Below are 12,869 nucleotides of genomic sequence, written 5' to 3'. Positions count from 1 at the left end.
TATGAAGAAGATTCGTTTGGCCTTATTGGATATGAACAATAACCATGTCAATCAAGGATTCAAGAACATCAAAGAAATATCACAAATGTTCAAGGAGAATTCCGATGAAGAAGTGGTGATTTCTACCTTTGATGTGAGATACAAAAACGAAATACCCAATATTGAAGATTTTGATATTTTCATTTCTTCGGGTGGCCCTGGAAATCCGCACAGAGAAGGATACGCTTGGGAAAAATTGTATGCTGATTTTTTGGATAATATTTTTGATTACAACCAAGTTCATGCAACCAAAAAGTTCTTGTTTTTGATATGTCATTCGTTTCAGATGGCTTCTATCCATTTTGGTTTGGGGAATATCTGTAAAAGAAAATCCTATTCCTTTGGGGTAATGCCCATTCATAAAACCGATGAAGGTGAAGAAGATTACCTATTAAAGAATCTTCCAGAACCTTTCTATGCTGTTGACTCAAGAGCTTACCAGTTTATTGAGCCTAATTATGCTAGACTTGAAGAATTAGGAATGAAGATTGTCGCTTTAGAAAAAGAAAGACCTCATATCCATTTGGAAAGAGCAGTGATGGCGGTACGTTTTTCTGACGAAATATTCGGAACTCAATTCCATCCAGAAGCTAATCCAGAAGGGATGTTGAAGAATCTTGAGGATGAAAAAAATCGCGAAGCAATGATTGAAAACTTCGGTCTCGAAAAATACTTGGAAACCATAGACAGATTGGATGATCCTGACAAAATTGTATTGACTCAGAAAGAAATCCTTCCAAGATTTCTCGACTATGCAACCGAAAAAATTTTAAAAAAAAGTTTCGTTGAAGCCTAACTAGAAATAAAAAATCAGAATCCTCGGATTCTGATTTTTTTTAACATTGCAATCTTTTCAGCAAATTCCTTGGTGAAAACCTTGCGATCCTCTTCCAATTTCTCCAAAGTCTTTGGTAGAATATAATTAAACATTACTTTTTTCTCGGAATCTAGAAACAAAATCTCTTTCTCCTCTCCGTCAATCATTTGAGAAAAAATTTCCCACATCGATGCATCGCTCATTTTCAGCATTTCAAAAAACTTCTGAGCATCAATTTCTATACTTTTCATAATTCTTGATTTATCGCTTTTACTATTTTCAAAATTTAAAACTTCTTTTAGAACTCCAATGCAATATACTTGAGCTGTACTGCAAAGTTTTCTCCAAATCGACCCGTTCTATAATGCCCAATCCTATAAAAGAAACCTAAATCAAATCTAGTAGACAGGAAGTTATTATTTTCGAATCCAATCTCTTGATAAAGGCGATTCAACCTTTCGAAGTCGAAGGCATGATATTGCGTATTCTTCATATTTCCGATTGCAGCTCTATATACGAAGTCGAAGCTGGAAACATTCTTCCCAAGACTTTTGAAATACCAAGGAATTCTATGTCCTAGATACATCCCAACAAACCGGTCATTATAGTATTTCCCTGCTTCCATTGTCGCAAATCCAAGAAAAGAAGTAAAGTTAAAGTTAAAGTCTTTTTCTACGCTGGAGAGTCCATTCATCGTATAATGATGCCAAATTGGGGTATCTCCAATAGTAAGACCTCCGTAAGTACGGAAAGCAGTATTCCCATACTTCCACTTGAAGCGATGCACAAATAAAAAATCTAATCTTGCATAATCCAAATCTCCATCCAACGCCCTTATTCCTTGTTCATAATTAAAATACAATTCCGGAACCTGATTATCAAAAGTATATTTCCCAGAAGGCGTCATCACGTTTTGAGATTTTGGACTGTACTTCAAAGAAAGCAATGTAGAGATATTTGTAAAACGATTTCCAAGATTTTTGAAATCATATCCAAATTTTGCTCCTTCTCTTTCTCTTCTCACGTCCAACTTCAGAGACAAGCTGTTCGCAATGTCCGTTTCATAGCCAACCTTGAATCCTTCGTAGTGAATAAAATTACCATTATTGAGATCGATACCTGTGTTAGCAATCGTCATTTTAAAATTCCAAAGATTTTGGCTAAAATTACCAGCTGCTCTCACCTTATCAAAATATTCTACACGTATTACAGAGTGCTTTTCGAGGGTCGTTCTGACGTCCAAACCGACACCATACTTCCACCTTCCGTCCTTGAAGCCGTAGGCAAAATATAAATCTGGAGAAAGGTATTTATTAAATCTTTCATTAAGCTTAAGACCCGCTCCTAATCTTACATTTTCATATTTATTAAGAATCAGAATTTTCCCCAAATCAATATCTAGAATACCAAACCTCAACTTTCCTCTTACCAAAGCCGTTAATGCATTAACTCTTTGATCTAACTTATATTTCTGCCCAAGACTGTCGATATTGGTGTAAGTATTCTTCTCTCGATCTGTCAAAGGTTCGGTTCTGTATTTCTCCAAAAGAGAACCATCCGAGTTATCAATGGAAAGAGAATATCCTTTAAAATCTTTCGGGTCTTCAGGAATAGGTGTTTTGAAATCAAAATATTCCGAGGTAAAGAAGGCGTAATTTCCAAAAGTCTTCTTCTTTTTCTTTTCCTTTACAGAAACTTTTGAAGCATCCTTCTTGCCTTTTTCTTCATTTTCACTAAACTCCATAATCCCCATCTTCATCCTAATTTTCTCCTTCTGCAAAAACCACTTATCTTCGAATGGAATCCAAACACTGACAATACTACCTTCACTCTCGATTTTACTACGACTTTCCAGCTTCTTGATGGCATAAGATTGCATATCTACATAAATGTACCCATTGAATTTGTTTTGATTAAGTCTCCTTTTCTTATCAATCTCCCGAAAACGGATGACAAAATTTTGCCTTCCATCAATTTCAATAGTATCAGTTAGAAAATAGCGATATAGAGTTCTGTTCTCCTCTTTCACTTCATTCGGGATACGATTTCTATTGGTTCGGAAAGCTAAAAGTTCGTACACTGGATTCTGAAAACCCGAAACACGATTATCCAAAACATTGATTTTTTCACCGTATTTTTTGGAATATTTAAACTCCGACGCCCTTTCCCACAAGAAAAACTTACTGCTCTCCATCAACTTCATAAAGCCGACTCCTAGCAAAGAATCTTTCTCTTCCTTTTTACTTTGCTTAACATTGCTTTGAACGTTTTTTAACGAATCAATTCGATTATTGATAAAGGCGCTGTACTGGTCAATAGAATCATTATCTAGATCCAGAGTAATCTTATCATATGACTTACAAGAGTAAGATTCAAAACTTTGAGGCGAGTTGCGCTCGAAATTTTCGTTCACTTTTCGTAAGATTTCAAGAGCACGTGGATCGCTTTTATCTTCAATAATAATCTGATTGATGCGCTTCACATTGGTTTCTGCCTTCACAAGAAATATCTCCATCTCATCTTGCAGCAAAACCGTCTGCTCATAATATCCCAGTTTAGAAATATCAAGGTTTGTACATTTGGTTTTGAAATCCAGTTGACCCTGAGAATTGGTTTTCCCAATAACCTTATCACGACATTTTATAATTACCCCTGAAACTGGAGTATGACTCCCCTCCTCATAAACGCTCAACTTATTCTGCGCGAAATAATTAACGCACAAAAATAGTAGAAAAGCGAAGGTGATTTGCTTCATGGTCATTACAAAACTTCATCAAAAATACGATTGTAAATCTAGTTTCGGAAATTATTTGGCATAATTTTTACATACCAGAGAAATATCTAAAAAATTAAACTCTCGCCGTAAAAATGAAAAATCTAATTTCCAAATCTCTAATTATTGCAGGTCTACTTTTCCTTGGAGGTAATGCTTTTGCTCAAGACAATGCTACTGAATTGAAGGAAAAAATAGAAGTCTTAAAACTCAACACTGACCTCCTCAACAAAAGAGTTGAATTAATCAAGGAGAAAGAAAAAAATGAGAAGCTTGCAAAAGAAGCTGATAAAAACAATGTGAAATCTGATAGAAGTACGGACGACTTTAGTTCTTCTCACCCAGAAAAAACAATGAAGGATGCAAAAGAAACTTCAAAAATCTTGAAAAAGACAGAGCAAGCCAACAAAGAATATTACAAAAGCAGCGACAGATTAATGGATATCGAAGCTGACATCAAAAAAATTGAAGCTAAATTGGATCGGCTTAAATATGTACTAGAATTCAAGAAAGACTAAATTCTCACTTATATATTACACAAAAACATATTTTGATATAAAAATTTTCAAAAAAAGACACACAATCCTCAGGCCTGATGAAACTTTTCATCAGGTTTTTTTTGATAAAAAAATTGATTTTGTCACAGTTTTTAATATATTTATCATCATAAACAAAAAAAACAGCATGATTACAAAGTACAGAGAACAATTCAATACAGAGTTTTCAAAAGAAAAATATCAACAAGTTATTGATTCTTTAACAGAGAAAGGTGGTATCGCTCCTCTTTTTCGAGTCTCGGAAAGTCCAATTTTTTTGACTTCACAATTCAAAAACCAACTCAAAGATGCTTGCGATAGCATCATCACACAAATTAAAGCAATGTCACCAGAAGAACTCTCCAAAGGAGTTCCTGCACATTGTAATGTTCCTAATGACACTTTGCAACCCCATTTTTTCACGATAGATTTTGGAATTTGTCAAAACGAAAACGGGACTGTAGAGCCACAGCTTATCGAGTTGCAGGCCTTTCCTACTCTTTACGCTTTCCAAAGAGAATTGGAGAACACACTTTCGGAGGTGTATCCATTTCTTCAAGAGCTTAAAACTCCAATGACAGATGAAGAGTACTATCAAGAACTGAAAGAACTTTTGGTTGGAAACGAAAATCCAGAAAACGTCATTCTTCTAGAAATCTATCCTGAAAAACAAAAAACCAATATTGACTTCTATCTAACGGAGAAAAAATTGGGAATTACACCAGTTTGCCTTTCAGAAATCAAAAAAGAAGGTAGAAAATTGTACTACGAAAAGGATGGAAAAAAGATTGAAGTCAAAAGAATATACAACCGTGTAATTTTTGACGAATTACATCGTGTCCCCGACTTGAAAACAGAATTTGACTTTCTTGATGAAATTGATGCAGAATGGGTAACGCACCCTAATTGGTTTTTCAAGATTTCTAAATTTTTGTTGCCAAAACTTCAGCACCAATACGTTCCAAAAAGTTACTTCTTGCATGAGTTTCCAGAAAACGAAAACTTAAGCGATTTTGTATTAAAACCATTGTTCTCCTTCGCTGGAAGTGGGGTTAACCTTAATCCAACCAAAGAGATTACAGACAAAATAGAAGATCCGGAGAATTATATCCTTCAAAGAAAAGTGAGTTACGCTCCTCTTTTTGAAGATATTAACGGAGAGTTTTCAAAAGCAGAAATCCGATTGCTTTACATTTGGAAACCGGAAGACGACCGACCAAAACTCATGGAACATTTAGTAAGAATGACCAAAGTTGCCATGGTTAATGTAGATTTCAACAAAAAAGACGCCATCTGGATTGGTGGATCTACCGCTTTTTTTGATAAAGACTAAGCCTCAATTAACTACGATCATTTGGATTCCAATATTCTTCGGTTTCACCATAGATTTTGGAAACAAAACGAGACAAAACAAAAAGATAATCCGAAAGTCTGTTCAGATATTTAATCAATTCTGGACGGACTTCTTCGTTTTCATTAAGAAAAACCAAACCACGTTCTGCCCTTCTACAAACAGTACGCGCAACATGGAGATGGGTCGCTGCCTTTCCTCCTCCTGGAAGAATAAAAAACTGCAAGGGCTCCAATTGTTCTTCCATTTCGTCCATCCAAGTTTCGAGTTCGGAGATTTCGTTTTCAGAAATCATCAAAGGCAATCTGGATTTCCCATTGGCCAAAAGCAATTGATCGATAGGAGTCGCAGACTCTGACCCCACTGTAAATAAATCAAACTGAATCTTTCTAAGCTGACTAATAACATTTTCATCCTCTATAAAACTCTTCGCAACACCGATAAAAGCATTAAGCTCGTCGATATTACCATAACTTTCTACTCTTGCACTCGCTTTAGAAACTCGTCTTCCTCCAAACAAAGAAGTATCACCTTTATCTCCAGTTTTTGTATATATTTTCATAGCTTTAAAATTAAAAAAAAAGACCGAATTATCGGTCTTTGGTTTCTTTATTCCTATTCATCCCTAAAAATTGAAAATTCAATCCTGGGTAAAAATTAAACTTTATTCTAAAAATGGACTAGAAATTAAATATTCTAACTTTCCAGTTGATTTTGATTTAGACTCTTCACTTGCAACTGTCAAGCTATATTCCGAAGACATAAGCTTCTTCTGAAACACAAAGGAATTGTACAAGTTTTTATCCACCAGATTCCCGAAAACAAATTCAACTTGAGAATTGGATAATGAAGCAAATCCAATATCTTCATACCCATACATCACTTTCAAATTATCTGACGAATCAAAATGCTCATCAACATAATTCTGCAACTCGAATTTCGAGTCAAAATTGCCACCAAAAATATTGTAAACATACTCCTTTTTAGCATCCTTATTGAGAATATCCTGATAAACGAAATTCTCTCCCAAATAAGCTTCTCTTACTTGCTTGTCATTCGCTAAATCCCTTGGAAGACCTTCTTTAAGGATTCTTCCCTCGAACATAATATACGTTTTATGTGTAATTGCTAAAGTCTGTTGTACATTGTGGTCAGTAATTAGGATTCCAATATTTTTATCTACCAAGCTTCTTACAATCTTCTGTATATCTTCTACTGCAATTGGGTCTACCCCAGCAAAAGGCTCATCAAGTAGAATAAAATTAGGACTTGTAGCCAAACAACGGGCAATTTCTGTACGTCGTCGCTCTCCACCAGAAAGTAAGTCTCCTCTGTTATTTCTTACGTGTTCCAAAGAAAACTCTTCGATCAACTCATTACATTTTCGCTGTTGTTCTCTTACCGAAAGATTGGTCAATTGTAAAACTCCTAAGATATTTTGTTCCACAGTAAGTTTTCTAAAAACAGAAGCTTCTTGTGCCAGATAACCTATCCCCATCTGCGCCCGTTTGTACATCGCCTGATTGGTAATATTCTTTTGATCCAGAAAAATATTTCCCTGAGTTGGCTTGATAAGACCTACAATCATATAAAAAGAAGTCGTTTTTCCAGCTCCGTTAGGACCAAGAAGCCCAACAATTTCTCCTTGAGAAACTTCTACGGAAACACCTTTCACAACTTTCTTTTTCCCGTATTCTTTTATTAAATTTTCGCCACGTAAAATCATAGGAGCAAATTTACTATTTTTAATGAGTTACTAAAAATAAATTACAACAGCAATAATCCAACCATTATAAATCTTTACTTTCAGTCAAATATCGTAATCTTATATTTTCGATTACAGACAAAAAATTGAGCAAAACACATGAAATGTTTTGCTCAATATATTATAAATCCAATTCTAGACTCTCTCAATATCGAATGCGAATGTTATTTAAAATCAACTTCATTTTTTCAATGATAATTACCTAAATATCATTATCCCAACTAATAATCCCAAAATCAAGCCACAAATAACCGTTATCGAATTAAAAAGGGCGCCCCACTTCAAAAATTTATTCAACATCATTGCGATAATCACCTGTACCACAAAAAATATAAGGGAATAAATCACAAAAACAACCCAACTTCCCCAATTTTTCATCCAATTGAAGTTGTAATATCCTTCATCGATGAAAAACAAAAAAGTGGTAAAACTTAAAGCCGACAACAAAAAAATAAAGGGATTGTATCGGTTTCTTTTCTCTAGCAGCTTTTGTGTATGAGTTTGCATATCAAAGCATTTTTTACTTTTTAACGAAAAACTCAATACTTTTATTATTGCTGAAGCAAAATTGCTGCTTCTTTTGCTGCGTAAGTAAAAATCATATCCGCTCCTGCTCGTTTGATACACGTCAAACTTTCAATAATTGCCTTGTCATTGTCTAACCAGCCGTTTTGTGCTGCAGCTTTTAACATAGCATATTCTCCACTTACATTGTACACTGCGATTGGCAAATCAATAGCTTGTCTTACTTTTGCAACAATATCCAAATAAGGAAGACCTGGTTTTATCATGATGATATCTGCTCCTTCTTCGATGTCTTTGTACACTTCATTTAAGGCTTCGTGAGAATTATGAAAATCCATTTGATATGTTTTTTTATCTTTCGGAATTTCTTGAAAATCCTTAGGAGCCGAATCCAGAGCGCTTCTAAAAGGCCCATAAAACGAACTTGCGTATTTAGCCGCGTAACTTAGGATTCCGACGTTTGGAAAACCATTTTCTTCCAATGCTTCTCTAATCGCGGCTACTCTTCCATCCATCATATCACTTGGAGCCATTACATCTGCACCAGCTTCAGCTAGGGAAACAGACATTCTTGCTAAAGATTCGTTGGTTGCGTCATTATCAATCTTTCCATCTGTAATAATTCCGTCATGACCATAGATCGAATAAGGATCTAGCGCGACATCTGGCATCACAATAAGTTCTGGGACTGCATCTTTGATAGCTCTAATTGTTCTTTGCATCAACCCATCTTTATTCCAAGCTTCATTACCATAATTATCCTTCAAATGATCAGGAACTTTCATGTACAGATTAACCGCTTTGATTCCTAAATCAAAAATCTCTTTACATTCTTTGACTGTCAAATCGATACTTCTACGGAAAATTCCGGGCATCGATGGTATTGGTTCTGCCAAATTTTCACCTTCCATGACAAAAAGCGGAAGTACGAAATCTTGAGTGGTTAAAGTGGTTTCTCTCACCAAACTACGGATGGATTCGTTGGTTCTAAGTCTTCTGTTTCTTGAAAAAATTATCATTTCTAATTTTTGGTATTCTGTTTGCAGTTGCAAAGTTACTTATACTTATTTTAAAAAACTATTGCGTAGCATCACAAAAACTTCTATATTCGCATATAGTTTTGGTTAAGTGTACTAAAACGTCAGAAATATGAAAAAATTTTTATTAACTATATTATTTGTCATTTTTGGTTTGGGGACTGCGGGTTCTTTCCAAGCACAGAGTATGCGTGACGCAGCTCCAGTGCAGGACAAGGACAATGTAGAAGTTCAGGCTTTTCCTAATCCTACCAAAAATGTATTGGTGTTAAAATCCAAAGATTCTTCTTTGAAGATTAAATCTGTAGCTTTTTATAATATTCTCGGAACTCAAGTTGCAACTTATAGCATTAACGCTGGTTCTTCAGAAATCAACATTGAAAAATTGCGTCCAGGAAAATATTTGATGAAGTACACCTTGAGTAACCAATCTCAGAAAGTGATCCAAATCATTAAACAATAAATTTTAAAAGACTTTCTTTTAGGTGCAAATTCAGACTCTGAGTTTGCATTTTTTATTTTAGAACCATAGAATGATTTTAGCAATTGACGTCCATTATAAGGAAAATCATGCGAAAGCAGTAGGAATATTATTTAATTGGAAAGACGAAACTCCTTCCACAATTATCACCGAGTACCTCACTGACGTGGATGACTACATCTCTGGTGAATTTTATAAAAGAGAATTACCTTGCCTACTTAAAATCATTGAGCAAGTTAACCTTACCAATTTGGAAGCTATTCTTGTAGATGGCAATGTCTATATCAACAACCAAATGGAATATGGTCTTGGCGGAAAACTATATGAGACGCTACTTGAAAAAATTCCAGTGATTGGAGTTGCCAAAACATTCTTTGCGAAGAACGAAAATACGGTGATTGAAGTATTGCGTGGAGATAGCAAAAATCCTTTGTATGTATCATCTATTGGGCTGGACTCTAACAAAGTAGCTCAGTTGGTAAAAGACATGTTTGGAGATTATAGGTTTCCAAATTTACTCAAGAAACTAGATCAATTAACCAAAGAAGATTAGCACTCCTTTTTCTTAAGGTTGAATTTCATAAATTTGCAACTTTCAAAACAGCCACCCCATAAAATTATGCTTAAAGCAGAACACGTTACCAAATCTTATAACCTCGGAAAAAAAATCGCACTTAGTGATTTTAATATTGATGTTCCAACGGGAAGTATCTATGGTCTTCTTGGCCCCAATGGAGCCGGAAAAACATCATTTATCCGAATTATTAATCAAATCACTCAAGCGGATTCTGGGAAGATATTCATCAATAATGAAATTCTTCAACCCAAACATATCCGAAATATTGGTTATATGCCAGAAGAGCGTGGATTGTACAAAAATATGACCGTGGGAGATCAATTGTTGTACTTTGGAGAATTGAAAGGAATGTCCAAAAACGAAGCGCTAACGGAAGCCAAACTTTGGTTCGATCGACTTCAAATTGATCAATGGTGGAAGAAAAAACTTTCTGAACTTTCAAAAGGAATGGCTCAGAAAATACAGTTTGTGGTAACGGTTCTTCATCGCCCTCAATTGTTGATTTTGGATGAACCTTTTTCTGGATTTGACCCAGTGAATGCTAATCTCATCAAGGATCAAATACTTAAACTAAAAGAAGATGGCACCACCATCATCTTATCCACTCACCGAATGGAAAGCGTTGAAGAAATGTGTGATTATGTAGCACTTATCAACAACTCAGTGAAGATATTGGACGGAAAAGTTCGACAAGTAAGAGAAGACTTCAAACAGAACATCTACAATGTTTGTCTTACGGATTTTAGCCATGAAAAACTAAGTGTTTTCGAGGAGCAATTTCCTATCTCTAACTATTCTGAGCAAGACGGAATTGTGAGCTTTCAGATTCAAAACACCCATTCCAGCAACCAACTTATTTCGGAACTATCTCAACTAGGGAGTATCCGATCTTTTGAAGAAAAAATACCGAGTATGAATGAAGTTTTCATTAATGCAGTAAGCGAAAAAAACACCACTCATGAATAATATTGCACTCATTACCAAACGTGAATATCTTACTCAAGTAAAGAAAAAATCGTTTATCATCCTTACGATTTTGGCACCAATATTAATGATTGGCTTGGGGGCTTTTGTCGTTTTTATGATGAAGGCTAATGAAACTCAACATACGATCAATATTGTCGATCACAGTGGTCTTTTTGAAGGTAAATTAAAATCTGACGAGAAAGTAAAATATATCTTTGCGCCTGATGCGGCACAAAAAGTCCTTATTGACAATCTTGAGAATTCAGAATCATCTGATGGAGTATTGGTTATCGCTGAATTCAAGAATAATGATTTCAAAAGCTTGGAGAAAAATTCGAAATTATATGCTAACTCCAACCTCGGATTCGAAACCAAACAGCGTATTGTTTCTGACCTTTCGGACATTCTGAAAAGTGAAAAAATAAAAACTTTAAACATCAACGAAAAGCAAATCAAAGATTTAAATAAAAACTTCAATCTCCAAAGTCAAAATATTGGTCAAGATGCTTCCGTTGACACGGACATGGATTTTGGAGTTAAGTATGCTTTGGGAATGTTACTTATGTACACGGTTTTCATGTTTATCATCATCTATGGAGTTCGCGTGATGAGAAGTGTTTTGGAAGAAAAAAACAATCGTGTTGTCGAAATTATCATTTCCTCTGTCAAGCCTTTTGACCTGATGATGGGAAAAATACTTGGTGTTACTTTAGTTGCCTTGACTCAGTTTGCAGTCTGGATTACCATGTCGGTTATTGGAGCAATATTCTTCAATACTGGATTTGGAGCTATGCAAAAAACTGTTCCTCAAGGTCAAGAAATGACGGATAAAATGGACTTTCCACAAATGATGACGGAAGCATCTCATATTCTGTTGAATATGAATTTTCCATTGATTATATTCGTTTTTATTTTCTTCTTCCTTTTGGGATATGTGTTTTACAGCTCTATGTACGCTGCTATTGGTTCCTCTGTTGATAACGAGACGGAGACTCAGCAATTCACTCTTTTTGCAGTAATTCCGCTAATGATTGGGATGTACGGAAGTTTCAGTATCATCAATAATCCTGACGGACCTATGGGATTCTGGTTATCGATTATTCCTTTTACTTCCCCAGTTGCAATGGTGGCAAGAATCCCTTTTGGAGTTCCACTTTGGCAAATTCTTTTATCAATGTTTTTGCTGATTATTTCGACCTTATTAATGGTAAAAGTAGCTGCGAAAATCTATAGAGTAGGAATCTTGATGTATGGCAACAAGGCTTCGATGAAGGAAATCTGGAAGTGGATACGAAGCTAGGAAAGTATAGTCAAATCTATTTAAAATGTCATGCTGACAAAGGAAGCATCTATATAGATTCTTCGACTCCACTTCGGAACTTCGTTCGCAGACCTTCAGTCTGTGTTCAGAATGACAAAAATATATCATGACAAATTATTAAGATTTAACTATATTAACCCATCTCTTCAACCAAATAAAAATACCGGAAAAAAAATTCCGGTATTCCACTCATTCAAAAAAATAGTTCTTAAGAACTAAAAGTTCTGCTTTGCAGGATCATCATAATTGACCATCCAATTGATCCCGAATTTGTCTGTCCACATTCCAAAATAAGCTCCCCAAAAAGTATCAGCTAAAGGCATTGTTACTACACCTCCTTCAGAAAGTGCACTAGCAAGACAATCTGCTTCTTCGCGAGAATCTACATTAAGGGAAAGCGAAAAATTATTACCCGCTTGAAAATGCGACGCCCATTCTCCACCTGTATCACTTCCCATCAACATCGTCTCATTAGAAATTGGTAAAGAAACGTGCATAATTTTGTTAGCATCTTCTGGTGCAACTCCCTTTCCTTCTTCCATTGGTGGCATATCCCCAAATCTTCCAATATAAGGAAACTCTCCTCCGAATACGGATTTGTAAAAATTAAATGTTTCTTCGCAATTTCCATTAAAAGTTAAATAGACGTTAACTGTTGCCATGTTTTTTATAGTTTTAAAA

13 protein-coding genes and 1 pseudogene are annotated in these 12,869 nt (G+C 35.2%); 7 read left to right on the top strand and 7 right to left on the bottom strand.

What is annotated here, in order from left to right:
• Position 1: 1 nt before the first annotated feature.
• Positions 2-835 (top strand): type 1 glutamine amidotransferase, encoded by an 834-nt coding sequence (locus tag AC4AGG_RS00070; protein WP_489769919.1) that lies wholly within the window; start codon positions 2-4, stop codon positions 833-835.
• 14 nt (positions 836-849) lie between these two features.
• Here AC4AGG_RS00070 and AC4AGG_RS00065 read toward each other — a convergent pair whose 3' ends face one another.
• Positions 850-1,107, bottom strand: coding sequence for a hypothetical protein (locus tag AC4AGG_RS00065; RefSeq protein WP_489769918.1), 258 nt, complete (start codon positions 1,105-1,107; stop codon positions 850-852).
• A gap of 47 nt (positions 1,108-1,154) precedes the next feature.
• The gene (locus AC4AGG_RS00060; protein WP_489769917.1) at positions 1,155-3,611 is read right to left on the bottom strand and encodes a hypothetical protein; all 2,457 of its coding nucleotides are present in this window, start codon (positions 3,609-3,611) and stop codon (positions 1,155-1,157) included.
• A 113-nt stretch (positions 3,612-3,724) separates the two neighbouring features.
• Here AC4AGG_RS00060 and AC4AGG_RS00055 point away from each other — a divergent pair, with 113 nt between their 5' ends.
• Together AC4AGG_RS00055 and AC4AGG_RS00050 are read left to right on the top strand one after the other, a co-directional pair.
• A complete protein-coding gene (locus AC4AGG_RS00055) occupies positions 3,725-4,147 on the top strand; it encodes a hypothetical protein (RefSeq protein WP_489769916.1) in 423 nt (140 codons plus the stop codon).
• Positions 4,148-4,313: 166 nt separating this feature from the next.
• Entirely contained in the window at positions 4,314-5,498 is a 1,185-nt protein-coding gene (locus AC4AGG_RS00050) for a hypothetical protein (RefSeq protein WP_489769915.1), read from the top strand.
• A gap of 7 nt (positions 5,499-5,505) precedes the next feature.
• Here AC4AGG_RS00050 and AC4AGG_RS00045 read toward each other — a convergent pair whose 3' ends face one another.
• The 4 genes and pseudogenes from AC4AGG_RS00045 to hemB form a co-directional block, all read right to left on the bottom strand.
• Complete coding sequence (locus AC4AGG_RS00045) at positions 5,506-6,078, bottom strand: cob(I)yrinic acid a,c-diamide adenosyltransferase (protein ID WP_489769914.1); 573 nt, start codon at positions 6,076-6,078, stop codon at positions 5,506-5,508.
• A gap of 438 nt (positions 6,079-6,516) precedes the next feature.
• Positions 6,517-7,242 (bottom strand): annotated as a pseudogene (gene lptB / locus AC4AGG_RS00040) (LPS export ABC transporter ATP-binding protein); the annotation flags it as partial.
• 237 nt (positions 7,243-7,479) lie between these two features.
• Positions 7,480-7,788 carry a hypothetical protein gene (locus AC4AGG_RS00035; RefSeq protein ID WP_489769913.1) on the bottom strand — a complete coding sequence of 103 codons (309 nt, stop codon included), beginning with the start codon at positions 7,786-7,788 and terminating at the stop codon, positions 7,480-7,482.
• Positions 7,789-7,832: 44 nt separating this feature from the next.
• Positions 7,833-8,825, bottom strand: a complete 993-nt coding sequence (hemB, locus tag AC4AGG_RS00030) for a porphobilinogen synthase (RefSeq protein ID WP_489769912.1) — start codon at positions 8,823-8,825, stop codon at positions 7,833-7,835.
• 130 nt (positions 8,826-8,955) lie between these two features.
• Between hemB and AC4AGG_RS00025 the strand changes: the two genes are divergently transcribed.
• The 4 genes from AC4AGG_RS00025 to AC4AGG_RS00010 all read left to right on the top strand — a co-directional run bounded on the left by AC4AGG_RS00025 (position 8,956) and on the right by AC4AGG_RS00010 (position 12,167).
• Complete coding sequence (locus AC4AGG_RS00025; protein WP_489769911.1) at positions 8,956-9,306, top strand: T9SS type A sorting domain-containing protein; 351 nt, start codon at positions 8,956-8,958, stop codon at positions 9,304-9,306.
• 70 nt (positions 9,307-9,376) lie between these two features.
• Complete coding sequence (locus AC4AGG_RS00020; RefSeq protein WP_489769910.1) at positions 9,377-9,877, top strand: endonuclease V; 501 nt, start codon at positions 9,377-9,379, stop codon at positions 9,875-9,877.
• Positions 9,878-9,943: 66 nt separating this feature from the next.
• A complete protein-coding gene (locus tag AC4AGG_RS00015; RefSeq protein WP_489769909.1) occupies positions 9,944-10,867 on the top strand; it encodes an ABC transporter ATP-binding protein in 924 nt (307 codons plus the stop codon).
• Positions 10,860-12,167: an ABC transporter permease gene (locus AC4AGG_RS00010; protein WP_489769908.1), complete on the top strand. Its 1,308-nt coding sequence runs from the start codon at positions 10,860-10,862 to the stop codon at positions 12,165-12,167. The genes AC4AGG_RS00015 and AC4AGG_RS00010 overlap by 8 nt, the downstream gene beginning before the upstream one ends.
• A gap of 236 nt (positions 12,168-12,403) precedes the next feature.
• Here AC4AGG_RS00010 and AC4AGG_RS00005 read toward each other — a convergent pair whose 3' ends face one another.
• Positions 12,404-12,850, bottom strand: a complete 447-nt coding sequence (locus tag AC4AGG_RS00005; protein ID WP_489770005.1) for a VOC family protein — start codon at positions 12,848-12,850, stop codon at positions 12,404-12,406.
• Between the last annotated feature and the right edge of the window lie 19 nt (positions 12,851-12,869).

Source organism: Chryseobacterium sp. CG10_8, assembly GCF_058117085.1.
This window is presented reverse-complemented; position numbering and strand designations above follow the sequence as displayed.